Source organism: Teichococcus aestuarii (assembly GCF_003116135.1).
Classification (GTDB): Bacteria; Pseudomonadota; Alphaproteobacteria; order Acetobacterales; family Acetobacteraceae; genus Pseudoroseomonas; species Pseudoroseomonas aestuarii.
Genome location: NZ_PDOA01000016.1, coordinates 50,333 through 76,309, shown reverse-complemented (window position 1 = coordinate 76,309; position 25,977 = coordinate 50,333). Strand labels below are relative to the sequence as shown.

Here is a 25,977-nt window from a genome sequence, read left to right as displayed (position 1 = left end):
GAGGGGGTCCTCCACGGAGTCGTCGATGGGGCGGCGGGCGGCGGGCGGCCATCCTGCCGTCGCAACGATCCTGCCATGCCGCGGCAGGTTCCGCCATGACTGTCACGCCCAAGCTTTCCGAAGCGTTTCCCGCACGAGCGAAAAGGTTCTAGGCTGCGGGGCATGGTCATGCTCGTCTCCCCGCGTCGCCTCGCCCTGCTGGCCGCCGCCCTGCTCGCCGGATGCGCGGCAGGCGGGGCGCCCGATGCCGCCGCCCCGCCCGGGGCCGGCGCGCCGCCCCGCATCACCGCCGCCGGAGCCTATCTGGCCGGCCGCTTCGCCGCCGCCGAGACCGACACCGCCAGCGCCGCCGACCAGCTGCTGGAAGCGCTGCGCCTGGCGCCGGAGGAGGAGGAGGTGCTGAACCGCGCCTTCCTCGCCACCGTGCTCGATGGCCGCTCGGAGGCGGTGCGGCTGGCCCGGCGCCTGCCGCGCAGCGAACTGGCCGACATGCTGCTGGTCGGCGCCGACGCCATGGCCGGGCGCTGGGAGCGGGCCGAGACGCGGCTGCGCGCCATGCCGCGCGGCGGCTCGGGGCAGGTGCTGCAGCCGCTGCTGCTGGCCTGGGCCCAGGCCGGGCGCGGCGCCACCGATGCCGCGCTCGCCACGCTGCGGCCGCAGATCGAGGGCAATCGCCTGCGCGGCCTAGCCGCGCTGCACGCCGCCATGATCGCCGACCTCGCCAACCGCCCGCGCGAGGCGGAGCAGCTCGCCCGCATCGCCCTGGCCGAGACGGCGGACCTCAACCTGCGGCTGGTGCAGGTGGTGGCCGGCATCCTGGAGCGCGGCGGCAAGTCCGTGGAGGCGATGCGGCTGGTGGACAGCGTCACCGCCAGCGGCGACGAACTGTCCCTGTACAGCACGCCGGAGGAGCGGCGACGCCTGTTGCGCGGCCGCGCCGTGGCCTCGGCCGTGGAGGGCATGGCGGAGGCGCAGCTGGCGCTGGCCAGCGCGCTCCGCGGCCAGGCGGCGCCGGACCTGACGCTGCTGCTGGCCCGCCTCTCGCTGCGCCTGCGCCCTGACTTCGCCCCCGCCATGCTGCTCGCCGCCGACGCCCTGGCCGAGGAGCGCCACCCGGAGAGCGCGCTGGCCGTGCTGCGCGACGTGCCGCGGGACGACCCGCTGGCGCCGCTGGTGGCGCTGCGCCGCGCCACGCTGCTGGACCGGCTGGACCGGCCGGAGGAGGCGATCGCCACGCTGCGCCGCCTGGCCGAGCAGCGCCCGCAATCGCTGCAGCCGCAGGCGCGGCTGGGCGACCTGCTGCGCGGCCGCGAGCGCTGGGCCGAATCCGCCGAGGCCTACACCGCCGCCCTGGCGCGGGTGCCGCAGCCGGGGCGGGAGCACTGGCCGCTGTTCTACGCGCGCGGCATCGCGCTGGAGCGCGCCGGCCGCTGGGAGCAGGCGGAGGCCGATTTCCAGCGCGCCCTCGCGCTCTCGCCCGAGCAGCCCTACGTGCTGAACTACCTGGGCTACACCTGGGTGGAGCATGGCACGCGGCTGCCCGAGGCGCGCGCCATGCTGGAACGCGCCGCCGAGCTGCGCCCGCAGGACGGCAACATCGCCGACAGCCTGGGCTGGGCGCTCTACAAGCTGGGCGACCTGCCGGCGGCGATCCGCTGGATGGAGAAGGCGGTGGAGCTGGAATCGCGCAACAGCGTCATCAACGACCACCTGGGCGACGTCTACTGGGCCGCCGGCCGGCGGGTGGAGGCGCAGTACCAGTGGCGCCGCGCCCTGACGCTGGAGCCGGAGCCGGGCGACGCGCCGCGCATCGCCGCCAAGCTGCGCGACGGGCTGGACACGGCCGCCACCCCCGCCGCCTCCACCCCCGCCACCACGCCGCGCTGACGGTGCCGGAGACGCCGCTGGCCGAGACCGCCCCGGCCAAGATCAACCTGCACCTGCACGTCACCGGCCGGCGCGCGGATGGCTACCACCTGCTGGACAGCCTCGCCGCCTTCGCCGGCGCGGCCGATGCGCTGCGCTACCAGCCCGGCGGCCCGCTCGCCCTGGCGCTGGAGGGGCCGGAGGCCGGCGCCCTGGAGGCCGAGCCGGACAACCTCGTGCTGCGCGCCGCCCGCCTGCTGGCCGAGGCCGCCGGCCGTGCCCCCGAAGGGCGGCTGGTGCTGGAGAAGCACCTGCCCGTGGCCTCCGGCATCGGCGGCGGCTCGGCCGATGCCGCCGCGGCGCTGCGCCTGCTGAACCGCGCCTGGGGGCTGGGCTGGGGCACGGCGCGGCTGGCGCCGCTGGCCGCGCGCCTCGGCGCCGACGTGCCGGTCTGCCTCGACAGCCGCGCGGCGCGGATGGGCGGGGTGGGGGAGCTGCTCTCCGCCGCGCCCGCCCTGCCGGCGGCGGGGCTGGTGCTGGCCAATCCGCGCATCCCGCTCGCCACGCCGGCGGTGTTCAAGGCGCGGCGGGGCGGCTTCTCGGCCGCGGCCGCGCTGCCGGATTCCTGGCCGGACGCCGCCGCCATGGCGCGCGGCCTCGCCGCCTGCGGCAACGACCTGGAGGCGGCGGCCATCGGCCTCTGCCCGGCAGTGGCCGAGGTGCTGGCGGCGCTGCGCGCGCTGCCCGGCTGCCTGCTGGCGCGGATGAGCGGCTCGGGCGCCACCTGCTTCGGCCTGTTCGCCACCCCCGCCGGGGCGGCCCGCGCCGCCGGCCACCTGCCGGCTGCCTGGTGGCGGTGGGGAGGGGGCTTTACGGCGGGGGGGCAACCCCTTTATTCAGCAGCCGAGCAGCCTGAGCGTCAGCCTGCTGGGGCGTAGCCAAGCGGTAAGGCAGCGGTTTTTGGTACCGCCATTCCCAGGTTCGAATCCTGGCGCCCCAACCACCTCCCATGCCATTCCCGCCATCCGAAAGCCGCTCCCGCGCGTTGCCGTGCCAGGAGCGAAGGGAGAGCACGCATGGGCCTGTTGGTGGATGGCGTCTGGCGCGACCAGTGGTACGACACGAAATCGACCGGCGGCCGCTTCGAGCGCAAGGACAGCGCCTTCCGCAGCTGGGTGACGCCGGACGGCGCCCCCGGCCCCTCCGGCGAGGGCGGCTTCCGGGCCGAGGCAGGGCGCTACCACCTCTATGTCTCGCTGGCCTGCCCCTGGGCGCACCGCACTCTGATCCTGCGCGCGCGGAAGAAGCTGGAGGGGATGGTCGGCCTCTCCGTGGTGCACTGGCGGATGCTGGAGGATGGCTGGACCTTCGAGGACGGCCCCGGCGTCATCCCGGACCCGCTGCACGGGGCGCGCTGCCTGCACCAGGTCTACACGGCCGCCCGGCCGGACTACACCGGCCGCGTCACCGTGCCGGTGCTGTGGGACAAGGCGCGCGGCACCATCGTCAGCAACGAATCCGCCGAGATCCTGCGGATGTTCGACCACGCCTTCGACGATGCCGGTGCCGCGCCGGGCGACCACTACCCCCAGGCGCTGCGCGGCGAGATCGACGCCGTCAACGCCCTGGTCTACGACCGGGTCAACAACGGCGTCTACAAGGCCGGCTTCGCCACGACGCAGGAGGTCTATGAGGAGGCGGCGCGCGCCCTGTTCGCGGCGCTCGACGAACTCGACGCCCGCCTCGCCCGCCAGCGCTACCTCTGCGGCGGCGTGCTGACCGAGGCGGATGTGCGCCTGTTCACCACGCTGGTGCGCTTCGACCTCGTCTATCACGGGCACTTCAAGTGCAACCTGCGGCGGATCGCCGACTACCCGGCGCTGTTCCCCTACCTGCGCGACCTGTTCCAGACGCCGGGCTTCGGCGAGACCTGCGACTTCCGGCACATGCAGCGGCACTATTACGAGAGCCACCGCAGCATCAACCCGACCGGCATCGTGCCGGTCGGGCCTGCGCAGGACCTCGCCGCGCCGCATGACCGCGCGGCGCTGGCGGGGTAGGCGCTACTCGATGCGGATATTGGCCTTGCGCACCAGCGCGCCGTAGCGCTCCGCATCGCGCCGCACCAGGGCCACGGCATCCGCGGCCGAGCCGCCGCCGGGGATGAAGCCGGCCGCCTCCAGCTTGCCGCGGATCTCCGGGTCGGAGAGCGCCTTGTTCATCGCCGCCGACCAGCGCCGCACCACCGGCTCCGGCAGCCCGGCCGGGCCCAGCAGCATGTACCAGACATTGATCTCGAAGCCGGGGAAGCCGCTCTCGGCCACGGTCGGCACGTCGGGCAGGGCGGCCACGCGCTGCGGCAGGGTGGTGGCCAGAGCCCGCGTCGTGCCGCTGCGGATATGCGGCAGGTGCGTCGGCATGGTGTCGATGGCGAGGTCCAGCGTGCCGGCGATCAGGTCGTTCACCACCTGCCCGGTGCCGCGGTAGGGCACATGGGTCATCTGGATGCCGGCCGTCTGGCACAGCATCTCCGCCGCCAGGTGCTGCTGCGTGGCGACGCCGGAGGAGGCGTAGTTCAGCTTGCCCGGATTGGCGCGGGCGAACTCGATCAGCCCCTTCATGTCCTTGTAGGGCGCGTTGGCGGGCACCACCACCACCAGCGGCACGGTGCCGGCCAGGGCGATGGGGGTGAAGTCCTTGTCCTGGTCGTAGGGCGGCGTGCGCATCAGCGGCCCGACGACGGACTGGGTGGAGACGGTGCCCATCAGCAGGGTGTAGCCATCCGGCCGGGCGCGGGAGGCGGCGGCGGCGGCCACGGTGCCGCTGGCGCCGGGGCGGTTCTCGATGGTGACGGGCTGGCCCAGCTCGGCGTGCAGCGAGGGGCCGAGCAGCCGGGCGATGATGTCCGTGCCGCCGCCGGGGGCGAAGCCCACCAGCATGGTCATGGCCCGGCTCGGGTAGTTGTCCTGGGCGCGGGCCGGCCGGATCAGGGCCGAAGGGGCGAGGGCGGTGGCGGCGCCCAGCAGGGCGCGGCGTGGCAGCAGCATGGATCGTATTCCCCTGGTTCGGCGTCTGGTGCGCCGAATCGTCGACAGTTCGCAGTCTGCCGCCATGCCGGGGAGAGGGCCACCCTGAATATGCGGCCGGGGACGATGCGTGGGGGGCAGGTCCGGGAGGGGCGGCGCCCCTCCCGCCTTGTCAGCCTTCCAGCTCGTGGGAGAGGGCGATGAGGTCGCGCGTGTGCGGGTGCTGCGCCTCGCCCGCCCGCAGCTGTGCCTCGGTCAGCTCCTCGACGATGCGGCCATGCTGCATCACCGCCAGCCGCCCGCAGAGATGGCCGATGACCGCCAGGTTGTGCGAGACGAGGATGCAGGTGAGCTGCCGCGCCACCCGCAAATCGGCCAGCAGGTTCAGCACCTCCGCCTGCACCGAGACGTCGAGCGCGCTGGTGGGTTCGTCGAGCAGCAGCACCGAGGGGTCGGCGATCAGCGCGCGGGCGATGGCGACGCGCTGGCGCTGCCCGCCCGAGAGTTGGTGCGGGTAGCGGAATCGCGCGGCGCGGGGCAGCGCCACCTCCTCCAGCGCGCGGGCGATGCGCGCCTCGGCGCCCTCGATGCCGTGCACCTCCAGCGGCTCGGCCAGGATGCGGTCCACCGTCTGGCGCGGGTGCAGCGAGCCGTAGGGGTCCTGGAACACCATCTGCACGCGGCGGAAGAAGGCGCGGTCCCGCCGCGGCCCGAGCTGCTGCCCGGCCACGCGCAGCGTGCCGTCCCACCCCGTGACCAGCCCGGCGATGGTGCGCAGCACGGTGGACTTGCCGGAGCCGCTCTCCCCCACCAGCCCGTAGGTCTCGCCCGGCGCCACCTGGAAGGCGATGTCGCGCACCACGTGGTTGCTGCCGAAATGCACGTCGAGGCCGGCCGCCTCGATCATGGGGGTTTCGCTCATGCGCGCTTCTCCAGCCAGGCGGCATCGCGCGTCAGCACCGGCAGGCGGTCGCGCTTCTGGCTCAGGCTCGGCATGCAGTCCAGCAGGCCGCGCGTGTAGGCGTGCTGCGCGCGGTGCAGGTCGCGCGCCGGCAGCTCCTCCATCACCTGGCCTGCATACATCACCACCACCCGGTCGCAGAAGCGGCCGACCAGCGGCAGGTCGTGGCTGATCAGCATCAGCCCCATGCCGCGCGCCGAGACGAGGTCCTCGATCAGCTTCAGGATCTCGGCCTGCACGGAGGCGTCGAGCGCGCTGGTGGGTTCGTCGGCGATCAGCAGGTCCGGGTTGGGGGCGAGCATCATGGCGATCATCACCCGCTGGCCCATGCCGCCCGAGACCTCGTGCGGGTAGCTGTCCAGCACCCGGCCGGGGTCGCGGATCTTCACCTGTTCCAGCAGGGTCAGCGCCGCGTCGCGGGCCTCGCGCTTGCTGCCCTTGTTGTGGGCGCGCCAGGCCTCGGCGATCTGCGCGCCCACCGTCATCACCGGGTTGAGCGAGTATTTCGGGTCCTGCATGATCAGGCCGATGCGGCCGCCGCGCAGGCCGCGCATCTGGCGCTCACTGGCGGCGAGGATGTCGGTGCCGTCGAAGCGCAGCGCGCCGGCCCGCACGCGGGCGGCCTCGGGCAGCAGGCGCATCAGCGCCCGCCCCGTGACCGACTTGCCCGAGCCGCTCTCGCCGACGATGCCGAGCTTCTCGCGCCCCATGCTGAAGGAAATGCCGCGCACCGCCGGCGTGAAGCCCTGCGGGTTGGGGAAATCCACGTGCAGGTCGCGGATCTCGACGAGGTTGCCGTTGCTCATGCCGCTCACCGCTGCTTCGGGTCCAGCACGTCACGCAGCCCGTCGCCCAGCAGGTTGAAGGCGAGGGAGGCGGTGAAGATGGCAAGCCCCGGGATCACCGGCACCCACCACTGCTCCAGGATGAAGCGGCGGGCGGTGGCGATCATCGTACCCCATTCCGGGATCGGCGGTTGCGCGCCAAGGCCGAGGAAGCCGAGCCCGGCGGCGGTGAGGATGATCGACGACATGTCGAGCGTGACGCGCACCGTCAGCGAGGGCAGGCACATCGGCGCCACGTGCTTCCAGATGATGCGCCAGGGCGAGGCGCCGGTCATCTGCACGGCGGCGATGTAGTCGGTGTTGCGGATGGTCAGCGTCTCGGCGCGCGCCAGCCGCGCATAGGGCGGCCAGGCGGTGAGCGCGATGGCGATGACGGCGCTCTCCACCCCCGGCCGCATGGCGGCGACGAAGGCCAGCGCCAGGATCAGGCGCGGGAAGGCGAGGAACACGTCCGTCACCCGCATCAGCACCTTGTCCAGCAGCCCGCCCGCATAGCCGGCGACGCAGCCCACCACGAGGCCGAGCGGCGCCACCAGGATGACGACGGCCACCACCATGCCGAGCGTGACGCGCCCGCCATAGAGCAGCCGAGACCAGGTGTCGCGCCCCAGCTCGTCCGTGCCCAGCCAGTGTTCGGCGGAGGGCGGCTGCAGGCGGTTGGCCAGGCTCTGCGCGCCGGGGTCGTGGGTGGCGAGCAGGGGGGCGGCGATGGCCAGCACCAGCATGGCCAGCACCACGGCGAGGCCGGCCACCGCCAGCGGGTTGCGGCGGAAGGCGAGCCAGAGCTGGTAGCGCCGCCCCCAGCGCGCCTGGGCGCGGGAGGCGGGCGTATCGGAGAGCAGCCAGTCGCGCCGGGTGCCGGCGGGTTGTGTGGTTCCGCTCATCTCAGCGCACCCTTGGGTCCAGCAGGCGGTAGAGCAGGTCGGCCAGCAGGTTCAGCGCCACATAGATAAGGCCGACCACCAGCGTGGCGCCGAGCACCGCGTTCATGTCGGCGTTCAGCAGCGACACGGTGAGGTATTGCCCGAGGCCGGGCCAGGCGAAGATCGTCTCGGTGAGCACCGCGCCTTCCAGCAGCCCGGCATAGGTCATGGCCAGCACGGTGACGAGCGGCACGGCGATGTTGCGGAAGGCATGGCCCCAGACGATGCGTCCGCGCGACAGCCCCTTGGCGCGCGCGGTGGTGACGTACTCGCTCTTCAGCTCGGCCAGCATGAAGGCGCGCGTCATCCGCGCGATGTAGGCGAGGCTGAAGAAGGCCAGCACCCCGGCGGGCTGCGCCAGGTGCCACAGCGCGTCCCGGAAGGCGGGGATGTCGCCGGCCAGCAGCGTGTCGAGCGTCAGGATGCCGGTGCGCTCGTCGATCATGCCCTCGAAATAGACGCCCTGCCGGCCGGGGCCGGGGGCGATCTCCAGCGTGGCGTAGAACAGCAGCAGCGAGAGCAGCCCCAGCACGAAAACGGGGAGCGAGTGGCCGGCCAGGCAGAACAGCCGCACCCCCTGGTCGATCCAGCTGCCCTGCCGCGTGGCCGCCCAGACGCCGAGCGGCACGCCGACCAGCACGGCGACGATGATGGCCACGGTCGCCAGCTCCAGCGTGGCGGGGAAGAAGCGGGCGATGTCCTGCGTGACCGGGTTCGAGGTCATCACCGAGCGGCCGAGGTCGCCGCTGACGATCTGCCCGAGATACTTCCAGAACTGGATGTAGAGCGGCTGGTCCAGCCCCAGCTCCAGCCGGGTGCGCTCCACCACCTCCATCGGCGCGCGGTCGCCGACGATGGCGAGCACCGGGTCGATCGGCACCACGCGGCCGATGAGGAAGGTGACGAGGGCGAGGCCGAAGAGGGTGATGGGCACGCTCGCCACGGTGGCGGAGAGGGCCTGCAGGCGCAGCCGCGCGGCGCTCGGCCGGGACCGCGCCGTGGCGGCCGCGCCCGAGGGCACGACCGGGGAGGCGGCGGGCGCAGAGGCAGCGGGCGCAGAGGCGCCGGGCGGCGCGGCGGCCGCCCGGTGAGTGTTGTCTTCCGTCATGCCTTGGTGATGTTGGTGTAGGAGTGCCGGTCGTTCATCGGGCCCATGTCGAAGCCCTTCACGCCGGCGCGGGAGACCGAGATCTCGATGTCCTGCAGCATGATGACGAAGGGCGACTGCTGCTGGTGGTCGCGCTGCAGCGCCTCGTAGAGCGCGGTGCGCTTGGCGGCGTCCGTCTCCTTCAGCGCCGCCACGGTGCGGGCGGACAGCTCGGGGATCAGCCAGCTCGCGCGCCAGGCCAGCGTCCGGTTGCGCGCATCGTCGCTGTTGTCGGTGTTGATGCTGAAGGCTTCGGCGTTGCTGTGCGGGTCGAAATAGTCGGAGCCCCAGCGGACCATGGCGATGTCGTGCGTGCGGGCGCGGGTCTTGGTGATGACGGCGCGCTGCTCGCCCGGCAGCATCCGCAGCCGGATGCCGATCTCGGCCAGGTTGGCCTGCACTGCCTGGGCGATGTCGGAGAAGGGCGCGGCGGAGGAATAGTCGAAGCCCAGCTCGAAGCCCTCGGCCAGCCCGGCCTTGGCCAGCAGCGCCTTGGCCTCGGCCACGTTGCGCTTGAAGGGGTGCTCGGTCAGCGCGCCGGGCAGGCCGGCCGGCAGGAAGGACTGGTGCACCGCGTAGGTGGTGGGCACGATGGCCTTCTGGATGCCCTCGTAGTCCAGCGCCAGCTTGATGGCCTGCCGCACCTCGGGCTTGGCCAGGTTGGCGTTCTTCTGGTTGAGGCTGAGATACATCACGCTCGCCTTGCGGGCGGACTGCACGGTGTAGCGCGAATCCCCCTCGAGCTGGCGGATCTGGTCGGCGCCGAGGTTGCGGGCGATGTCGTAGTCGCCCTTGGTCAGGCCGAGCAGCTGCGCCGAGGGGTCGGCGATGTGGCGCATGATGATGCGCTTGATCTGCGGGGCCACGTTGCTGTGCGGGTTGGCCTCCAGCACCACGCTCTCGCTGGCGCGCCACTGGCGCACGGCGTAGCTGCCGGAGCCGGCGCTGTTCTGCTTCAGCCAGCCATTGCCCCAGTCATCGCCCTGGGCCTTGGCCATGACGGCGGCCTTCTCCACCACCGAGCCGACGGCGGCCGAGAGGCAGTAGAGCAGGAAGGAAGGGGCGGTGGATTCGGCCGTCTGCAGCACCAGGGTGCGCGGGCCGGTGGCGCGGATGCGCTCGCCCACATTGTCCTTGTTGAAGCCGAACTGGTTGATGATGAAGGCGGGGGACTTGTTCATCACCACGGCGCGGGTGAGCGAGAAGGCCACGTCCTCCGCCGTCACCGGCTTGCCGGAGGCGAATTTCGGGCCGTCCTTCAGGGTGAAGGTGAAGGTCTTGCTGTCGCCCGAGACCTCCCACTTCTCCGCCAGCTCGCCCTCGATCTGCGAGGGGTTGGAATTCGGCGTCGTCACCAGCTTCTGGTAGACGTTCCCGGCCAGCTCCGAGGCCGTGTACTCGAAGGCCTCGTGCGGATCGAGCGAGATGATGTCGTCGATCTGCTTGGCGAAGACGAGCACGCCGGGCGGCGTCTGCGCCGCGGCGGGGCTGCCCGCGAAGGGAAGGGCGGCGGGCGCCATGGCGGCGGCGCCCGAGGCGAGCAGCAAGGAACGGCGTGACAGCATGGTGAAGGACCTCCTGCGATGGACGCCTTCTAGCGCGGCGCGGGGGGGCGGCGCCATGCACAGCGTGCGTGAGGGTGCTGGCGCGGCGCGGCGCGGCGTGGCATCGGGGCCGGTCATGGAATTCTGGCAAGAGCTGATCCCGGCGCCCCGCCCGGCCGCCGCCCATGCGGAGCACTACCCGGCGCCGATGCCGGACGGCCGGGCGCTGGTGCTGCCGCTGCGCGACTATGGCGCCATCGCCGTCACCGGGCTGATCGGCAACCAGGCGGGCTTCGCCGTGCAGCGCGCGCTCTGCGGCTGGATGGCGGAAGCCGCCCGCCCCTTCGGCGCCGAGGTGGTGGTGGGGCTGCCGACGCTGGGCCATGTGTTCGGCGGCCCGGTGGCCGAGGCGCTGGGCCACCCCAACTGGGTGGCGCCCGGCTATTCCCGCAAGAAATGGTACGACCCGGCGCTCTCCGTGCCGACCTCCTCCTCCACCGCGCCGGATGCGCGGCGGATGTGGCTGGACCCGCGCCTGCTGCCGCGCCTCGCCGGCCGCCGCGTGCTGCTGGTGGACGATGTCATCAGCACCGGCAGCTCGGCGCTGGCCGGCCTCGCCTTGCTGCGGCTGGCGGGGGTGGAGCCGGTGGCGCTGTGCGTCGCCCTGGCGCAGGGCGACCGCTGGGTGCCGGACTGGCCGGCGGCGCTGCCGGTGGCCGCCGCCTTCGCCACCCCGCTGTTTCGCCGCGCGCCGCAGGGCTGGGTGCCGGACTGGTCCACCCTGCCGCGCGGCCTGGCCCTGCCATCCGGCGCCGGCCGGGCTATACCCCGGCCCCCGATCTCCGAGGAGCCCTGCTGATGCCCCGCCTCTGGCTCGTCCTTGGCGCCCTGTCCGGCCTGCTGGCGGTGGCGCTCTCCGCCTGGGCCGCGCACGGGCTGGTGCTGGACGAGGCGGATCACCGCCGCGTGCAGAGCGCGCTCACCATGCAGGGCTGGCACGCCCTGGCGCTGCTGGCCGTGGGCCTGCTGGCCGAGCGCCGGCCCGGCGCCCGGCTGGCGCACCTGGCCGGCGGCTGCTTCGCGCTGGGTTCGCTCGGCTTCTGCGGCGCCGTCTGGTGGCTGGTGCTGCGCGGCGAGTCGCTCGGCGTCGCGCCGCAGGGCGGCACGCTGCTGATGCTGGGCTGGCTGCTGCTGGCGCTGGCCGCGCTGCGGAGGCCCGCGGCATGAGCATCCAGAGCGCCTATCTCGCCGCCGAGGGCTTCGAGCCGGAACTGGAGGAGGAGCTGCGCCGCGCCGGCGTCGCCATCGACCGCTGGCACGGCCCGCTGGCGCTCTCCGGGGCGCCGCCCGTGGGTGCCGCCTGGGCGCTCGACGTCTGGACCGACCCGCGCGAGATCGAGATCCCCTCCATCAAGGGAGGTGCCGCGGCGCTGCGCGCCATCCAGCGCAACTGGTCGCTGCTGCCGGTGCTGCACCACCGCCGCGCGGCGCTGATCGAGGCGGCGCTGCCGCCGGTGAAGGGCCGCGCGCTGCGCTTCCCCGAGCCCGCGCCCACCGGCCATCTCGGCGCCTGGACGCTGCTCTCGCCGGAGCGGATGCTGGCCAGCCCGACCAAGACCAGCCCCTTCCTCGGCGGCGCCGTGCGCTTCGAGGAGGACCGCGCGGGGCCACCCTCCCGCGCCTACCTCAAGCTGTGGGAGGCACTGACGCGCATCGGCCGCTGGCCCGGCCCGGGCGAGACCAGCCTCGACCTCGGCGCCGCGCCGGGCGGCTGGAGCTGGGCGCTGGCGCAGCTCGGCGGGCCGGTCATCGCGGTGGACAAGGCGCAGATGGACCCGGCGGTGGCGGCGCTGCCCAACGTCGCCATCCGCACCGAGAGCGCCTTCGGCCTGGAGCCGGAGAAGCACCCGCCGGTGGACTGGCTGTTCAGCGACATCATCTGCTACCCCGCCCGGCTGCTGCAGCTGGTGCGGCGCTGGATGGCGGCCGGGGCGGCGCGGCACTTCGTCTGCACCCTGAAGTTCCAGGGCGGGACGGACCACGACACGGCGGCCGAGTTCGCCGCCATCCCCGGCGCGCAGCTCTTCCACGGCGCCCACAACAAGCACGAGCTGATGTTCTGCCTGCTCGACCAGACGATCCGGGAATGAGTCCGCGCCGGCCGCCAAAGTCCTGGAATCGCGGCGAAGGGGCCCCATGCGTGGGCGTTGCGGTCAACCGCAGGCAAGGCACCTCATGAGGCTCTGATCGGCCCGCGGGTGGACTTGGCGGACCCGGTTCCTAGGATGGCGGTCCCTTTCCCGCCTCCGACCGGAGATATCCCCGCCCGATGCGATTGTTCCTCCTCGTCCTGCTTGGCCTTTGGCTGGGCCTCGGCCCGCTCCGCGCCCAGACGGCAAGCCCACCCCCCGCCGGCACGGCGGCGGAGCTTTCGCCCGAGGCGCTGGCCAGGCTGCTGGAGGACGACGCCAGCCGCGCCGCGCTGATCGCCCGGCTGCGCGCGGCCGGCGCCACGACGGGCAGCGCCACGCCGGAGATGCCCGCCCTGCTCGCCCCGGAGCCGGAGCCCACCTTCGCCCGCCAGCTCGCCGAATACTCGCGCGACGTCGCGGAGCAGGCGGCCGGGCTGGTGCAGCACACCGTCTCCCTGGCGCGCGGCTTCAGGCAGCTGGTCGGGGAGCTGGCGGAGGCGGACCGCGCGGCGCTGTGGAGCGGCGCCGCCACCCTGCTGCTGCTGGTGGCGGTGGTGCTGGGCGGCTTCTACGCGCTGCGGCTGCTGGCGGCGCCGCTGCTGGCCGGTATCGCCCGCCGCGCCGCCGGGCGCAGCCCGCTGGTGCGCGCCGCCATCCTGCTCAGCGCTCTGCTGGTGGAGGCGATGACGGTGCTGCTGGCCTGGGGCGCCGGCTACCTCTTCGCGCTGAACTACGGCACCACCGGCGTCATCGCCGTGCAGCAGACGCTGCTGCTGAACGCCTTCCTGGTGGTGGAGGGCGGTAAGGCGCTGGTGCGCGCGGCGCTGATGCCGCGCTACCCGGCGCTGCGCCTGCTGCCGCTGGGCGACGAGGGCGCCCGCGCCTGGTCCTTCTGGCTCAGCCGCGCCGCCTCGCTGATCGGCTACACCTTCATGCTGCTGGCGCCGCTGCTGAACAGCAACGCCTCGGTTGCCGCCGCGCAGTCGCTGCGGCTGGTGGTGATGCTGGCGGCGCTGCTGATGGGCATCTTCGCCGTGCTGCGGCACCGCCGCGCCGGGCAGCGCTGGATCGCGCAGCGGCAGGATGTGCGGGGGCTGCGCGCCTTCGGCCGCGGCTGGACGGCGCTCGGCCATGCCTGGCACGTGCTGGCCATCCTCTACCTGCTGGCGCTGTTCCTGGCCTGGGTCGCCAATCCGCGCCATGCGCTGGGCTTCATGCTCTCCGCCACCTGGCAGTCGGTGGCGGCGGTGGTGGCGGGCGCGGTGGTGCTGCACCTGACGCGCCGCCTCTTCGCCGGCGGCGTGCATGTGCCGGAGACGGTGCAGGAGCGCCTGCCGCTGCTGCAGCGCCGGCTGAACACCTTCATCCCCGCCATCCTGCGGGTGGTGCGCGGCCTGGTCGGGGTGGCCATCCTGCTGGCGGTGGCGCAGGCCTGGGGCGTGCTGGACGTGCTGGGCTGGCTCTCCACCGAGGCGGGGCACCGCTTCGTCGCCGCCCTCGTCTCCGCCTCGCTGATCGTGCTGGTGGGCATGGCGGTCTATGTCGCGCTCTCCTCCTGGGTGGAGTACCGGCTCAACCCCAACTACGGCACGGTGCCGACCCCGCGGGAGCGCACCCTGCTGTCGCTGTTCCGCAACGCCGCCACGGTGGCGCTCTTCATCCTGGTGGCGATGCTGGCGCTGAGCGAGCTGGGGGTGAACATCGGCCCGCTGCTGGCGGGTGCCGGCGTCATCGGCCTGGCCATCGGCTTCGGCGCGCAGAAGCTGGTGCAGGACATCATCACCGGCGCCTTCATCCAGTTCGAGAACGCCATGAACGAGGGCGACGTGGTGGCCGCCGGCGGCGTCTCGGGCGTGGTGGAGAAGCTGACCATCCGCTCCCTCTCGATCCGCGACCTGAACGGCACGCTGCACCTCGTGCCCTTCTCCTCGGTCGACACCGTCTCCAACATGATGAAGGACTTCGCCTTCCACGTGGCCGAGATCGGCGTCGCCTACCGCGAGAGCATCCCGGAGGTGAAGGCGGCCATGCAGGAGGCCTTCGAGCGGCTGCAGAAGACCGAGCACGGCCCCTCCATCATCGGCCCGCTGGACATGCAGGGCGTCACCGCCTTCGCCGATTCGGCGGTGATGGTGCGCGCCCGCATCAAGACCGTCGCCGGCAAGCACTGGGGCGCGGGCCGTGCCTACAACGAGATCCTGAAGGAGGTGTTCGACGCGCGGGGCATCGAGATCCCCTTCCCGCACATCACCCTCTACATGGGCGAGGACAAGCAGGGGAACGCGCCGCCGCTGCACCTGGCGCGGCAGCCCGCCCGCCCGGCGCCGGCCGCGCCGGTGCCCGCGCCCAGGGTGATCGAGGCCAAGGTGACGGAGGCCAAGGCGACGGGGGGGCGGGCCGAGCCGCCCGCCGCCGGCCCGCCGGCGCCTGCCACGGCCCCCGCCGCCCCGGCGTCCTCGGCCCCGGCGCCCTCCGCTCCCGGGCCTGCCGCTGCTCCTGCGGACGGAGACCCGCCCGACACCCCGCCGGCCGCCGCCCCACGCCCCGGCCCATCCCCGTCCGGCCCGGCCTCCTCCGGCCCGGAGCCCGCCGCGGCGGCCGGCAGACCCACCTGGCTGCGCCGCGCCATGGCCTGGCGGGCCAGGACCCGGCGTGACTGAGGGCAGGACCACCCCGGCCCGGTAGCCGCCGGGCGGTGGCACCCGGAGAGGTGTGGCGAAAGCGCCACGCGGACCGGCCAAGGCTCTCCTGCCGGCAACCCCGCCTTGGCCGGAGCCGTTCCTTGGCCAGTGGGTTCCAGGGGAGGGGCGGGATGATGCGCAAGGCCTGGTGGCTGGCGCGGCAGAGCGTGCTGGGATTCATCGAGGACGAGGCGCTGAGCCGTGGCGCGGCCATCGCCTTCTACACCGTCACCTCGCTGGCGCCGGTGCTGCTCATCGCCATTGCCATCGCCGGCCTCGCCTTCGGCGAGGATGCGGCGCGCGGCGCCATCGTCGCGCAGCTGCAGGGGCTGATGGGGCCGGGCGGCGCGGAGATGGTGCAGAGCATCATCCTCAGCGCCTCCAACCCCACCTCCGGCATGCTGGCCAGCGTGTTCGGCGTGCTGACGCTGTTCATCACCGCCAGCGGCGTGTTCGGCGAGATCCAGGCCAGCCTCAACATGATCTGGCGCGCCGAGCTGAAGGGCGACACCGTCTCCCGCCTGCTGCGGGCGCGCGCGGCGAGCCTCGGGCTGGTGGCGACGCTGGGCTTCCTGCTGATGGTCTCGCTGGTGGTCAGCGCCGCGCTGACGGCGCTGGGCAGCCTGCTGGACCAGAGCCTGCCGGCGGTGGCGGTGCTGGTGCGGCTGGCCAACGCCGTCATCTCCTTCGCGCTGATCTGCGCGCTGTTCGCCGCCATCTACAAGTTCCTGCCCGACCGCCGGCTGGAATGGCGCGACGTGCTGGTGGGCGCCGTCGTCACCACCCTGCTGTTCAACGTGGGCAAGACGCTGATCGGCCTCTACCTCGGCAGCAGCGCCATCGGCTCCACCTACGGCGCGGCCGGCTCGGCGGTAATCGTGCTGCTGTGGATCTACTATTCGGCGCAGATCTTCCTGCTGGGGGCGGAGTTCACCAAGGCCTACGCCATCCGCCGCGACGCCGAGGCCTGGCACGCGCGCGGCCGCCCGCCCACCGCGCCGGAGGCCGCCGCGGCGGCAGAGGTGGCCGCCGAGCGGGCGGAGAAGGGCGAGGCGCCGGCGGAGGAGCCCTGCGAGATTCCCGAGCGCCCGCCCATCAACCTGCCGCCCGTCGCCTGAACCCCTTTTCATCCGGCGGCCGGCCCGATAGGGCATGCGGCATGACCACGCTTCCGCTGGATGCCGGCCGATGAGTCGCCAACGCCGCACCGCGGCCCCCTGGGTGGCGCTCGCCGCTGCCATCGCCGGCCTGCTCGGCGCCTCGCAGATCACCGAGGCGGACTGGATGCGCCTCGGCCGCGCGCTGTGGCGCGTCGTCACCACGCAGGAGGAGGAGGCGCCGCGCCGCCGCGCACCGCGCGGCGAGGCGGAGCTGCCCACCGCGCCCTTCTCCGGCCAGGCCCGGGTGCTCGATGGCGACACGCTCGACATCGCCGGCATCCGCGTCCGCATGCAGGGGATCGACGCGCTGGAGGGCGACCAGCAATGCAACCGCCCCGGCGGCCGCTACGCCTGCGGCCGCGCGGCGCGTGACCAGCTGGCGGCGCTGATCGACGGGCGCGACATCACCTGCACGCCGGATGGCAGCTCGACCTATGGCCGCAGCGTGGCCGTCTGCACCGTGTCGCAGGGCGGGCGGGAGATCGACCTGAACGCCGCCATGGTGCGCTCCGGCTATGCCTTCGACTGCACGCGCTACTCCAAGGGCCGCTACGCGGAGGAGGAGGCGGCGGCCAAGGCGGAGAAGGCCGGCGCCTGGGCCGGGCGCTTCACCTACCCCTGGTCGCACCGCGACCGGGCCGGCGCCTGCGGGCGCTGAGCGGCATGCGCGGCGCCGGGCGCGGAGGATGGCGCCGCTGGCTGCTCCGCGCGGCGCTGCTGCTGCTGCTGCTGGGCCCGCCGCTGCTGATCCTGCTGTTCCGCTTCGTGCCGCCGCCGGCGACGCCGCTGATGCTGATCCGCGCCGTGCAGGGCCACGGCCTGGCGAAGGACTGGGTGGATTACGGGCGGATCGACCGCGCCCTGCCGCGCGCCGTCATCGCCGCCGAGGACAACCTGTTCTGCGAGCAGATGCTGGGCTTCGATTTCGACGCGCTGCGCGGCCAGGTGGCGGCGGCGCTGGAGGGGGAGCGGCCGCGCGGCGCCAGCACCATCACCATGCAGGTGGCCAAGAACCTGTTCCTCTGGCCGGGGCGCGACCCCTTGCGCAAGGTGCTGGAGGCCTGGCTGACGCCGCAGGTGGCGCTGCTCTGGCCGAAGCGGCGGGTGCTGGAGGTGTATCTCAACATCGTCGAGTTCGGCCCCGGCGTGTATGGCGCCGAGGCCGCGGCGCGGGCCTTCTTCAACCGCCCCGCCGCCGATCTCACGGCGCAGCAGGCGGCGCAGCTGGCGGTGGTGCTGCCCGCGCCGCTGCAATGGTCGGCGGCGGCGCCCACGCCCTACCTGCGCGAGCGGGCCGCCACGGTGCGCCGCCGCATGGGGCAGCTCGGCCCGCTGCTGGCCTGCGCGGAGTAGCCGCCCAGGCGGGGAAGCCGCGCCGGGCCGGCGCTCAGAACAGCACCCGCTGCAACCCCGTCGCCAGCGCCGTCTCCGCCTTGCGCAGGTCGATCGGGCGGGAGAGGTGGAACCACGCCCCGTCATGCACCAGCCCGAACAGCCGCCCGGCCTCGATGGCGCGCTTCCACAGCAGCATGGTGCCGAACGGCCCGTCCGGCGCGCCCTCCAGCAGGCGCGGATGCACGATCTGCACCCCCGCATAGACATAGGGCGAGATCTCGCGCTCCTTCGGCAGCCGCACCCGGCCGAGCGGGTCGAGCAGGAAGTCGCCGCGGCCCACCTCGCCCTCCACCGTGGCGGCGCGCACCAGCAGCAGCAGCGCGTCCATCTCCCCGGCGCGGAAGGTGGCGGCCAGGCGCTCGATGGTGGGCGTCGGGCCGTCCAGCCAGAAGGCGTCGCCATTCACCGCCAGGAAGGGCGCGCCGCCCAGATGCGGCAGGGCGTCGCGCATGCCGCCGCCGGTCTCCTGGATGGGCTCCTCGCGCAGCACGCGCGGCGGGTTGGGCCGGGCGGCGCAGACCGCCTCCACCTGCTCGGGGAACCAGTGGGCGTTGACCACCACCGTGCCGATGCCGGCGGCGTCGATGCGGTCCAGCGCGTGGTCGAGCAGGGTGCGGCCGGCCAGCTTCAGCAGCGGCTTCGGCGTCGCCTCGGTCAGCGGCCGCATGCGGGTGCCGAGGCCGGCCGCCAGCACCATGGCGGAGTTCAGGGTGATCACGCGGCGGGGTCCTTGGTGGGGCTGGCGGGCGTTGCGTCCGGGTTGCGCCGGAGCGCGGGCGGCACGTGCCGGTCGAGGAAGCGGGCGAGGGGGGCGGTGGCGGGGTGGCGCAGCGCGCGCGCCAGCAGCGCCCAGCAGCGCGGCCCGTGCGCCAGGTAGCGCGGCTTGCCGTCGCGCCGGTCGAGCCGCACCCAGAGGGCGGCCACCCGCAGGTGGCGCTGCGCCGCCATCGCCGCCAGGGCGGCGTGGAAATCCGCCGCGTCCAGCTCCGGCCGCAGCGCCAGGTAGCGGGCCAGCGTGGCCTCCCGCACCGCCGGCGCCACGTCCCGCCGGGCGTCCTCGACAAGGCTGACAAGGTCGTAGGCCGGGTGGCCGAGCGCCGCGTCCTGGAAATCGAGGATGCCGGTGCGGCGCGGGCCGTCGCGGTCTTCCAGGCGCATCAGGTTGGCGGGGAAGTAGTCGCGGTGCACCAGGCAGCCGGCGCCGGCGAAGGGGGCCAGCATGGCGCGCAGCGCGCCGGCGAACTCGGCGCGCACCGCATCGGCGGGCGCCGCGCCGAAGGTGGCGGGCCACCACCAGTCGAGGAAGGTGGCGGCGGCGGTGGCGGCCATCCGCTCCGTCTCCCAAAGCGGCAGGCCGGGCGGCGGCGGGGCGGCGTGCAGGGCGGCCAGCGCCTCGGCCGCCTCGGCGTAGAGGGGCAGCGGGTCGGCGCCGCGGTCGAGCAGGGCGGCGTGGGTGTCCTCGCCGAGGTCCTCCACCAGCAGCAGGCCATGCGCCGTGTCCTCGGCCAGCACCGCGGGCGCGGAGAGGCCGATGCCGCCGATGTGCCGCGCCAGCCGCAGGAAGGGCAGCAGATCCTCCTCCGGCGTCAGCCCGACGCGCGGGGCGTCGGCGCAGTCCATCAGCAGGGCGGGGCGCGGCCCGCCGCGCAGGCGGGTGTAGCGGCGGTGGCCGGCATCCTGCGGCAGCGCCAGGCGTTCGGCCTGCGCGTAGCCCTGGGCGGCGAGGAAGGAATCCACGGGGGTCATGTCGGGGCAGGTGGTGACGCAGCCGGCGCCGCTTGCCAAGCGCCGATTGCGCCCGTCTCGGTTGCGGCACGGCCGGAGGAGGGGGCCAGGGGCGGCGGTGGCCAGGGGCGGCGGTGGCCAGGGGCGGTGCGGCGCCGTGCCCATGCCCCGCCCGCTCAGCCGGCCAGCCCGGCCAGCCGCGCGCCCCAGCCGGAGAGCCGCGCCGCGCGCGCATCGCCCCCTTCCAGCGGAACGAGGGCGATGCGCAGCGCGTCCTCCGGCATCAGCCAGCCCAGCCGGTCCGGCCATTCCACCAGCACGATGCCCTCGCGCGCCTCCTCCCATCCCAGCTCCTCCAGCTCCTCGGGGCCGGAGAGGCGGTAGAGGTCGTAGTGATGCGCCGGGCCGTGCGGCAGTTCGTAGCCCTGCACCAGGGTGAAGCTGGGGGAGGGCACCTCCAGCGCCGGGTCGCCCGCCGCCGCGCGCAGGAAGGCGCGGCAGAAGGCCGACTTGCCGGCGCCGAGCGGCCCTTCCAGCAGCAGCGCGTCGCCCGGCCGGGCCAGGGCGGCGGCGCGGGCGGCGAGCGCCTCGGTGGCGGCGAGGTCGGGCAGGCGGAGGGTCAGTGTCTCGGGCATGATCTCGGGTGTTCCGACGGGCAATGTGCCCGCGCCGGGGTGCGCCGCACAACAGGGCCGTGCACGCGGGATGCACCCTTTGCCCTCCCCGCCCTTTGCCTTCCTGCCCTTTGCCCCTCGGCGGCAAAGCCTCTATGCCTGCCCGCCCCCTCTGCGGAGATCACGCCCCATGGCCGACGCCACGCCCCATGATGCCGCCCCCCATGTCGCGGTGGAGACCGATGTCGCCATCATCGGCGCCGGCCCGACCGGGCTGTTCGCGGTGTTCGAATGCGGCATGCTGCGGATGAAATGCGTGGTGATCGACACGCTGGAGGCGATCGGCGGGCAATGCGCCGCGCTCTACCCGGAGAAGCCGATCTACGACATCCCGGCCCACCCGGCCATCTCGGGCGGCGCGCTGATCGAGCGGCTGCAGGAGCAGGCGGCGCCCTTCTCCCCCATCCACCTTCTGGGCCGCCGGGTCGAGGCGCTGACCCCGCAGGAGGGCGGCTTCGCGCTGCGCACCAGCAAGGGCGAGGTGGTGCGCGCCCGCGCGGTGATCATCGCCGCCGGCGCCGGCGCCTTCGGCCCCAACCGCCCGCCGCTGAACGACCTGGCCGCCTACGAGGCGAGCGGCGCCGTGCGCTACATGGTGGCCCGGCGCGAGGAGCTGCGCGGCAAGCGCGTGGTCATCGCCGGCGGCGGCGATTCGGCGGTGGACTGGGCGCTGAGCCTCAAGGACATCGCCGCCCGCGTGACGGTGGTGCACCGCCGCCCCAAGTTCCGCGCCGCGCCGGAGAGCGTGGCGCAGATGGAGGCCGCCGCCGCGCGCGGCGAGATCGACCTCGCCATCCCCTACCAGCTGCACGGGCTGCGCGGCGCGGGCGGCGAGCTGTCCGAGGTGGTGCTGGCCACGCTGAAGGGCGAGGAGCGCGCGGTGCCGGCCGACCACCTGCTGGCCTTCTTCGGCCTCTCCATGGAGCTTGGCCCGATCGCCGAGTGGGGGCTGGGGCTGGAGCGCAGCCACATCACCGTCAACCCGGCGACGCTGGAGACCAGCACCCCGGGCATCCACGCCATCGGCGACATCGCCACCTATCCGGGCAAGCTGAAGCTGATCCTGCAGGGCTTCTCCGAGGCGGCGATGGCGGCGCACGCCATCCACCCGCGGATCTTCCCCGGCGAGGCGCTGCATTTCGAGTACAGCACCTCGAAGGGCGTGCCCGCCGAGTAGGGGCCGGGCGCGCCGCGGGGCCAGGAATGCACGGACAGGGAGACCGGCCGATGTTCGACTACGCCACGCTGGGGACGAGCGACCTCGCCCGCGCCCTCCGCTTCTACGACGCGCTGCTGGCCCCGCTCGGCCATGTGCGGCGCTGGACGGGGGAGGACGGCGCCTCCTGGGCCGTGCCGCAGGACCCCGCCGCGCCCTTCCTCTATGTCGGCAAGCCCTTCGATGGCGGCCCGGCCACGCGGGGCAACGGCGCCATGCTGGCCTTCCGCGCGCCCAGCACGGCGCTGGTGCGGGAGCTGCACCGCCTGGCGCTGGCGCTGGGCGGCACGGATGAGGGCGCGCCCGGGCTGCGCCCCCGCTACGCGCCCGATTTCTACGGGGCCTATGCGCGGGACCCGGACGGCAACAAGCTCGCCTTCGTCTGCCGCGGCCCCGCCGCCCTGGCCTGAGCCCGCGGACGCGGGGGCGGCTTCACCGCGCCCCCGCCCCGGCCTAGGCTGCGTCCGGTTTCCAGAGAACAAGGGGCGCGGTTCATGGCGGAAGGCCGTCTCGTCATCGGCACCAAGATGTATTCCTCCTGGTCGCTGCGCGGCTGGCTGGCCGTGCGGCTGGCCGCGCTCGACGTGACGGAGGTGGTGATCCCGCTCGCCGGCGGCGCCACCGAGGCGGTGAAGCAGGCCACCCCCGCCGGGATGGTACCCTATCTGGAGCATCGCGGCTGCCGGGTGTGGGAAAGCCTGGCCATCGTCGAGTACTGCGCCGAGCTGGCGCCCGGCCTCTGGCCCGCCGATCGCGCCGCGCGCGCCCAGGCCCGCAGCATCGCCGCCGAGATGCATGCCGGCTTCCGTGGCCTGCGCATGGCCATGCCGATGAGCATCCTCAACCGCTTCCCCGGCCAGGGCCGGACACCCGAGGCGCTGGCCGACATCGCCCGCATCGAGGCGATCTGGCGCGAGGCGCTGCTCGATTCGGGCGGGCCCTTCCTGTTCGGCGAGAAGTTCGGCGCGGTGGACGCGATGTTCGCCCCCGTCGCCTGCCGCTTCCTCACCTGGGAGCCGGAGCTTTCCGAGACCAGCCGCGCCTATGTGCAGGCCGTGCGCAACCACCCGCTGATGCGCCGCTGGTACGACGAGGCCGCCGCCGAGCCCGCGGCCTGGCGCCTGCCGAAATACGAGCAGGCACCTTCCGCATGAGCGGCGCCCCCTCCGCCCCCCCCTCCGGCGCCCCCTCTGGCGTCCCCTCTGGCGCCGCGACGCTCGACCACATCGGCGTCTGCACGCGCGACGGCCCGGGGCTCTGGGCGGCCTATGAGGCGCTGGGCTTCCACCTCACCCCTGTCGCGCGGCAATCCGGCCGCCGCCATCCGGGCGATCCGGTGGAGCCCTTCGCCACCGGCAACCGCTGCGCCATGCTGCGCCAGGGCTATCTGGAGCTGCTGGCCATCCTGGAGCCAGAGCGGTTCGACAACCGCATCGGCGCGTTCCTGGCCCGCTACACCGGGATGCACATCGTCGCCTTCGGCATCGGGGACGCGGAGGCCGAGCTGGAGCGCCTGCGCCGCGCGGGGCTCGACATCCCCGGCGTGGCGCATCTGGAGCGGCCGGTGGACGACCCCAAGGGGCCGCGCGCCCGCTTCGCCCGCCTGCCGCTGCCGGACGCGCCGGAAGGCCGGCTGCAACTGATCCAGCACCTGACGCCGGAGCTGCTCTGGCAGCCGCGCTGGCTGGAACACCCCAACCGCGCCGTGGCGCTGGAGGCCGCCATCCTGGTGGCGGAGGTGCCGGCGGTGAGTGCCGCCGCCCTCTCGCGCCTCACCGGCCACCCGCTGGAGCCGGACCCGGCCGGCGGCTATGCCCTGCCGCTGCCGCAGGGGCGGCTGCGCATCCTGCCGCCCGAGGCGCTGGGGCAGGTGCTGCCAGGGGTGAAGGCCCCGGCGCTGCCCTTCCTGGCCGGCTGCGTGCTGCGCACCGATGACGGCAACGCCGCCATCCGCCGCATCGCCGGCGACGCGCTGCGCCCGGTTCCGGGCGGGCTGATGGTGCCTCCGGACTTGGCCGGCGGCACCGCCCTGGTCTTCGCCGCATGAGCACGCTGGCCCCCCGGGCGCGCGCCATCGGCCGCTCGCTGCGCACCTACTACGCCCCCGGCCGGGCGGCGGTGCTGGACGGCTTCCTCGGCCGCTTCCTGGGCGCGGGGGAGCTGGGCTTCGACATCGGCGCCCATGTGGGCGACCGCACGGCGAGCTTCCGCCGGCTCGGCGCCGCCGCCGTGGCGGTGGAGCCGCAGCCGGGGCTGGCCCGCCTGCTGCGCCGCCTGTTCGGGCGGGACGGGAAGGTGGCGCTGGTGCAGTCCCTGGTGGGCAGCCAGCCGGGCAGCGGGCGGCTGCACCTGAACAGCGCCAACCCCACCGTGGCCACCGCCTCGGAAGCCTTCATCGCCGCCGCCGAGGGGGCGGAGGGCTGGCGGGGCCAGGTGTGGGACGGCGCCATCAGCCTGCCCGTCACCACGCTGGATGCGCTGATCGCGGCGCATGGCACGCCGCACTTCATCAAGATCGACGTGGAGGGCTACGAGGCCAGCGCGCTCGCTGGCCTCTCCGCGCCGGTGCGCAGCCTCTCCTTCGAGTTCACCACCCACCAGCGGCGCGTGGCGCTGGAGGCGCTGGAGGCGGTGGAAGGTCTGGGCGACTACCACTTCAACGCCTGCCTGGGCGAGGAGGCCGCCTTCGTGCTGCCCGGCCCGGTGCATGCCGGCACCCTGGCGCGCTGGCTGGAGGCGCTGCCCGATTCGGCCAATTCCGGCGACATCTACGCCACGCTGGACCCCGGCCGCCTGCGCGCCTGAAAACGGATCAAAAAAAAGAAGGGGTCCAGGGGAATTCCTTCCCCTGGCCTTGACCCAGCCTTCCACCGCCCGCACGAGGCCCCCCGCGACAGCCCGGGCACCCGTGAATGACCCTCCACGCCTTCCTGCAACATCTCGCCTTCGGCGCCGGCCTCGCCGTCATCTCGGCGCTGCTGGTGCGGCTGATGATCGCGCGGCCGATCCTCGACCACCCGGACCACCGCAAGGCGCACAGCCGCCCCACGCCGAAGGGCGGCGGCGTCGGCATCGTCTGCGCCTTCGTGGTGGGCATGCTGGTGCTCTACCGCGTGGCCGACTTCGCCCGCATGGCCGATGACCGCTTCATCGGCGTCATCCTGGCGGCGGTGGCGATCGGGGTGGTGGCGCTGCTGGACGACATGCGGGATTTCCGCTTCGTCGTGAAGCTGGCGGCGCAGGGGCTGGCGGCGCTGGTGGCGGTGGCCAGCGGACTGGTCATGACGCAGTTCGCCATCCCCTGGTACGGCGTGGTGGAGCTGGGGCCGCTCGGCACGCTGGCCACGCTGTTCTGGATCATCGCCTGCACCAACGCCCTCAACTTCATGGACGGGCTGGACGGGCTGGTGGGCGGCACGGTGCTGGTGGTCTGCGCCGGGCTCGGCCTGATCGGGGTGCTGCAGGGCGCCTGGTTCATCTACGCCGCCTGCCTGATCCTGGGCGCGGGGGTGCTGGGCTTCCTGCCCTTCAACCTGCACCCGGCGCGCATCTTCATGGGCGATGTCGGCAGCCAGTTCCTGGGCTTCATGCTGGCGGTGCTGGGGGTGGCGGCGGCGCGGCTGGACGTGGCGCAGCTCTCCTTCCTGCTGGTGCCGCTGCTGCTCTTCGCCGTGCTGTTCGACACCGGCTTCACCCTGCTGCGCCGTGCCTGGATGGGCGAGCGCGTCAGCGCCCCGCACCGCACCCACCTGTTCCAGATGGCGCAGCGCAGCGGGCTTTCCGTGCGCGCCGTCGCGGCGCTGCACTGGGGCTTCGCCGCCTTCCACGTGGCGCTGGCGCTGCTCTTCCTGCGGCTGGCGCCGGGCCTGAAGCCGCTCATCATCCTGCCGCCGCTGGCGGTGCAACTGCTGTGGCTGGCCTATGTGGTGGCGCGGGCGCGCCGCGCCGGCCTCAGCTGGAAGGCGGCGTGACCACCTCCAGCCGCAGCATGCCGGCCTCGCCCACCCATTGCTCGGAGCGCCAGATGCCGCCCGTGGCCGGGTCCGCCCAGTAGCGGTTGGTGAAGGCGGCGCCGCCGCCGCGGCACTGTTCGCTCACCAGCAGCACCGCCTCCCGCCGGGCGGCGCCCAGCCGGCAGGTGAGGGAGAGGCCGAAGCGCATGCCCTGCGGCGCCCGGTCCGCCCGCATCAGGTCCAGCTGCCGGCGCAGCGTGGCGGGGCGGGCGGCGAGCTCCAGCGGTTCCTCCAGCGGGTCCGCCCCGTCCAGGCGGCTGCCGGCGATCCATTCCCGCAGCCCGGCGGTGGCGGTGATGCGCCCCCCCTCGGTGGCCACCACCAGCCCGCCGGCGCTGCGCCACATCCGCCGCTCGCCATGCTGCTCGACCAGCACCGCCAGCGCCTGCCCCCCGGCCCATTGCAGCCGCAGCGCGGGCGTGCCGTCGGGCGGGGCGGGCAGGGTGGTGTCCGCCTCCGCCAGGGGCGGCAGGGGCTCGCGACCCAGCCCCAGGGCGTCGCCGACGAAGCCGGGCAGGGCACAGCCGGGCAGCAGCAGGAGAAGGCCGAGCAGGGCGCGCATGCCGATCGCCTCAACAATCACGGGAACGTGATAATGGTTAAGGCGCC

The 25,977-nt window shown here is 74.0% G+C and carries 26 protein-coding genes and 1 tRNA gene; 17 read left to right on the top strand and 10 right to left on the bottom strand.

Features of this window, described 5'->3' with window-relative positions:
• The first annotated feature begins 162 nt into the window (after window positions 1–162).
• From CR165_RS18800 to CR165_RS18785, 4 genes are all read left to right on the top strand, one after another.
• Window positions 163–1,887 (top strand): tetratricopeptide repeat protein, encoded by a 1,725-nt coding sequence (locus CR165_RS18800; RefSeq protein WP_109518475.1) that lies wholly within the window; start codon window positions 163–165, stop codon window positions 1,885–1,887.
• Window positions 1,884–2,804 (top strand): 4-(cytidine 5'-diphospho)-2-C-methyl-D-erythritol kinase, encoded by a 921-nt coding sequence (locus CR165_RS18795; protein ID WP_109518500.1) that lies wholly within the window; start codon window positions 1,884–1,886, stop codon window positions 2,802–2,804. Before CR165_RS18800 ends, CR165_RS18795 begins: the two co-directional genes overlap by 4 nt.
• Window positions 2,795–2,869: transfer RNA gene (locus CR165_RS18790), tRNA-Gln, on the top strand. Before CR165_RS18795 ends, CR165_RS18790 begins: the two co-directional genes overlap by 10 nt.
• A gap of 73 nt (window positions 2,870–2,942) precedes the next feature.
• Window positions 2,943–3,926, top strand: a complete 984-nt coding sequence (locus tag CR165_RS18785; RefSeq protein WP_109518474.1) for a glutathione S-transferase family protein — start codon at window positions 2,943–2,945, stop codon at window positions 3,924–3,926.
• A 3-nt stretch (window positions 3,927–3,929) separates the two neighbouring features.
• Here CR165_RS18785 and CR165_RS18780 read toward each other — a convergent pair whose 3' ends face one another.
• The 6 genes from CR165_RS18780 to CR165_RS18755 form a co-directional block, all read right to left on the bottom strand.
• The gene (locus CR165_RS18780; RefSeq protein ID WP_181378237.1) at window positions 3,930–4,913 is read right to left on the bottom strand and encodes a Bug family tripartite tricarboxylate transporter substrate binding protein; all 984 of its coding nucleotides are present in this window, start codon (window positions 4,911–4,913) and stop codon (window positions 3,930–3,932) included.
• A 151-nt stretch (window positions 4,914–5,064) separates the two neighbouring features.
• On the bottom strand, window positions 5,065–5,814 hold the full coding sequence (locus tag CR165_RS18775) for an ABC transporter ATP-binding protein (RefSeq protein WP_408887541.1): 750 nt from the start codon (window positions 5,812–5,814) through the stop codon (window positions 5,065–5,067).
• Window positions 5,811–6,659 (bottom strand): ABC transporter ATP-binding protein, encoded by an 849-nt coding sequence (locus CR165_RS18770; protein ID WP_109518499.1) that lies wholly within the window; start codon window positions 6,657–6,659, stop codon window positions 5,811–5,813. Before CR165_RS18770 ends, CR165_RS18775 begins: the two co-directional genes overlap by 4 nt.
• A gap of 5 nt (window positions 6,660–6,664) precedes the next feature.
• Window positions 6,665–7,582: a nickel transporter permease gene (gene nikC / locus CR165_RS18765; RefSeq protein WP_109518472.1), complete on the bottom strand. Its 918-nt coding sequence runs from the start codon at window positions 7,580–7,582 to the stop codon at window positions 6,665–6,667.
• 1 nt (window position 7,583) lies between these two features.
• The gene (locus CR165_RS18760) at window positions 7,584–8,729 is read right to left on the bottom strand and encodes an ABC transporter permease (RefSeq protein ID WP_245906584.1); all 1,146 of its coding nucleotides are present in this window, start codon (window positions 8,727–8,729) and stop codon (window positions 7,584–7,586) included.
• Window positions 8,726–10,333, bottom strand: coding sequence for an ABC transporter substrate-binding protein (locus tag CR165_RS18755; RefSeq protein ID WP_109518471.1), 1,608 nt, complete (start codon window positions 10,331–10,333; stop codon window positions 8,726–8,728). The genes CR165_RS18760 and CR165_RS18755 overlap by 4 nt, the downstream gene beginning before the upstream one ends.
• Window positions 10,334–10,448: 115 nt before the next feature.
• On the opposite strand from CR165_RS18755, the gene CR165_RS18750 reads away from it, so the two are divergent.
• The 7 genes from CR165_RS18750 to mtgA all read left to right on the top strand — a co-directional run bounded on the left by CR165_RS18750 (window position 10,449) and on the right by mtgA (window position 17,698).
• Window positions 10,449–11,171, top strand: coding sequence for a phosphoribosyltransferase (locus CR165_RS18750; RefSeq protein WP_109518496.1), 723 nt, complete (start codon window positions 10,449–10,451; stop codon window positions 11,169–11,171).
• Window positions 11,171–11,539 carry a DUF423 domain-containing protein gene (locus CR165_RS18745; RefSeq protein WP_109518470.1) on the top strand — a complete coding sequence of 123 codons (369 nt, stop codon included), beginning with the start codon at window positions 11,171–11,173 and terminating at the stop codon, window positions 11,537–11,539. The genes CR165_RS18750 and CR165_RS18745 overlap by 1 nt, the downstream gene beginning before the upstream one ends.
• A complete protein-coding gene (locus CR165_RS18740) occupies window positions 11,536–12,462 on the top strand; it encodes an SAM-dependent methyltransferase (protein ID WP_109518469.1) in 927 nt (308 codons plus the stop codon). The genes CR165_RS18745 and CR165_RS18740 overlap by 4 nt, the downstream gene beginning before the upstream one ends.
• A gap of 179 nt (window positions 12,463–12,641) precedes the next feature.
• Window positions 12,642–15,164, top strand: a complete 2,523-nt coding sequence (locus CR165_RS18735) for a mechanosensitive ion channel domain-containing protein (protein ID WP_146201943.1) — start codon at window positions 12,642–12,644, stop codon at window positions 15,162–15,164.
• Window positions 15,165–15,316: 152 nt separating this feature from the next.
• Window positions 15,317–16,303 (top strand): YihY/virulence factor BrkB family protein, encoded by a 987-nt coding sequence (locus CR165_RS18730; protein WP_245906583.1) that lies wholly within the window; start codon window positions 15,317–15,319, stop codon window positions 16,301–16,303.
• A gap of 70 nt (window positions 16,304–16,373) precedes the next feature.
• Complete coding sequence (locus CR165_RS18725) at window positions 16,374–17,003, top strand: thermonuclease family protein (protein WP_181378236.1); 630 nt, start codon at window positions 16,374–16,376, stop codon at window positions 17,001–17,003.
• Window positions 17,004–17,008: 5 nt separating this feature from the next.
• Window positions 17,009–17,698, top strand: a complete 690-nt coding sequence (gene mtgA, locus CR165_RS18720; protein ID WP_109518466.1) for a monofunctional biosynthetic peptidoglycan transglycosylase — start codon at window positions 17,009–17,011, stop codon at window positions 17,696–17,698.
• 34 nt (window positions 17,699–17,732) lie between these two features.
• Here mtgA and CR165_RS18715 read toward each other — a convergent pair whose 3' ends face one another.
• The 3 genes from CR165_RS18715 to tsaE all read right to left on the bottom strand — a co-directional run bounded on the left by CR165_RS18715 (window position 17,733) and on the right by tsaE (window position 20,100).
• Window positions 17,733–18,458, bottom strand: a complete 726-nt coding sequence (locus CR165_RS18715; protein WP_245906582.1) for a nucleotidyltransferase family protein — start codon at window positions 18,456–18,458, stop codon at window positions 17,733–17,735.
• Window positions 18,455–19,525 (bottom strand): aminoglycoside phosphotransferase family protein, encoded by a 1,071-nt coding sequence (locus CR165_RS18710; RefSeq protein WP_245906581.1) that lies wholly within the window; start codon window positions 19,523–19,525, stop codon window positions 18,455–18,457. The genes CR165_RS18715 and CR165_RS18710 overlap by 4 nt, the downstream gene beginning before the upstream one ends.
• 116 nt (window positions 19,526–19,641) lie before the next feature.
• On the bottom strand, window positions 19,642–20,100 hold the full coding sequence (gene tsaE, locus CR165_RS18705) for a tRNA (adenosine(37)-N6)-threonylcarbamoyltransferase complex ATPase subunit type 1 TsaE (RefSeq protein ID WP_109518464.1): 459 nt from the start codon (window positions 20,098–20,100) through the stop codon (window positions 19,642–19,644).
• A gap of 169 nt (window positions 20,101–20,269) precedes the next feature.
• Between tsaE and CR165_RS18700 the strand changes: the two genes are divergently transcribed.
• The 6 genes from CR165_RS18700 (at window position 20,270) to CR165_RS18675 (ending at window position 25,326) form a co-directional block, all read left to right on the top strand.
• The gene (locus CR165_RS18700; RefSeq protein WP_109518463.1) at window positions 20,270–21,316 is read left to right on the top strand and encodes an NAD(P)/FAD-dependent oxidoreductase; all 1,047 of its coding nucleotides are present in this window, start codon (window positions 20,270–20,272) and stop codon (window positions 21,314–21,316) included.
• A 50-nt stretch (window positions 21,317–21,366) separates the two neighbouring features.
• On the top strand, window positions 21,367–21,765 hold the full coding sequence (locus CR165_RS18695) for a VOC family protein (RefSeq protein WP_109518462.1): 399 nt from the start codon (window positions 21,367–21,369) through the stop codon (window positions 21,763–21,765).
• A gap of 84 nt (window positions 21,766–21,849) precedes the next feature.
• Window positions 21,850–22,509: a glutathione S-transferase gene (locus CR165_RS18690; RefSeq protein ID WP_109518461.1), complete on the top strand. Its 660-nt coding sequence runs from the start codon at window positions 21,850–21,852 to the stop codon at window positions 22,507–22,509.
• Window positions 22,506–23,402: a VOC family protein gene (locus tag CR165_RS18685; protein WP_109518460.1), complete on the top strand. Its 897-nt coding sequence runs from the start codon at window positions 22,506–22,508 to the stop codon at window positions 23,400–23,402. Before CR165_RS18690 ends, CR165_RS18685 begins: the two co-directional genes overlap by 4 nt.
• Entirely contained in the window at window positions 23,399–24,160 is a 762-nt protein-coding gene (locus tag CR165_RS18680) for an FkbM family methyltransferase (RefSeq protein WP_109518459.1), read from the top strand. The genes CR165_RS18685 and CR165_RS18680 overlap by 4 nt, the downstream gene beginning before the upstream one ends.
• A gap of 107 nt (window positions 24,161–24,267) precedes the next feature.
• Window positions 24,268–25,326 (top strand): glycosyltransferase family 4 protein, encoded by a 1,059-nt coding sequence (locus CR165_RS18675; RefSeq protein WP_109518458.1) that lies wholly within the window; start codon window positions 24,268–24,270, stop codon window positions 25,324–25,326.
• On the opposite strand, the gene CR165_RS18670 is transcribed toward CR165_RS18675, so the two are convergent.
• Window positions 25,307–25,930 (bottom strand): YjbF family lipoprotein, encoded by a 624-nt coding sequence (locus CR165_RS18670; RefSeq protein WP_109518457.1) that lies wholly within the window; start codon window positions 25,928–25,930, stop codon window positions 25,307–25,309. The genes CR165_RS18675 and CR165_RS18670 overlap by 20 nt on opposite strands.
• Between the last annotated feature and the right edge of the window lie 47 nt (window positions 25,931–25,977).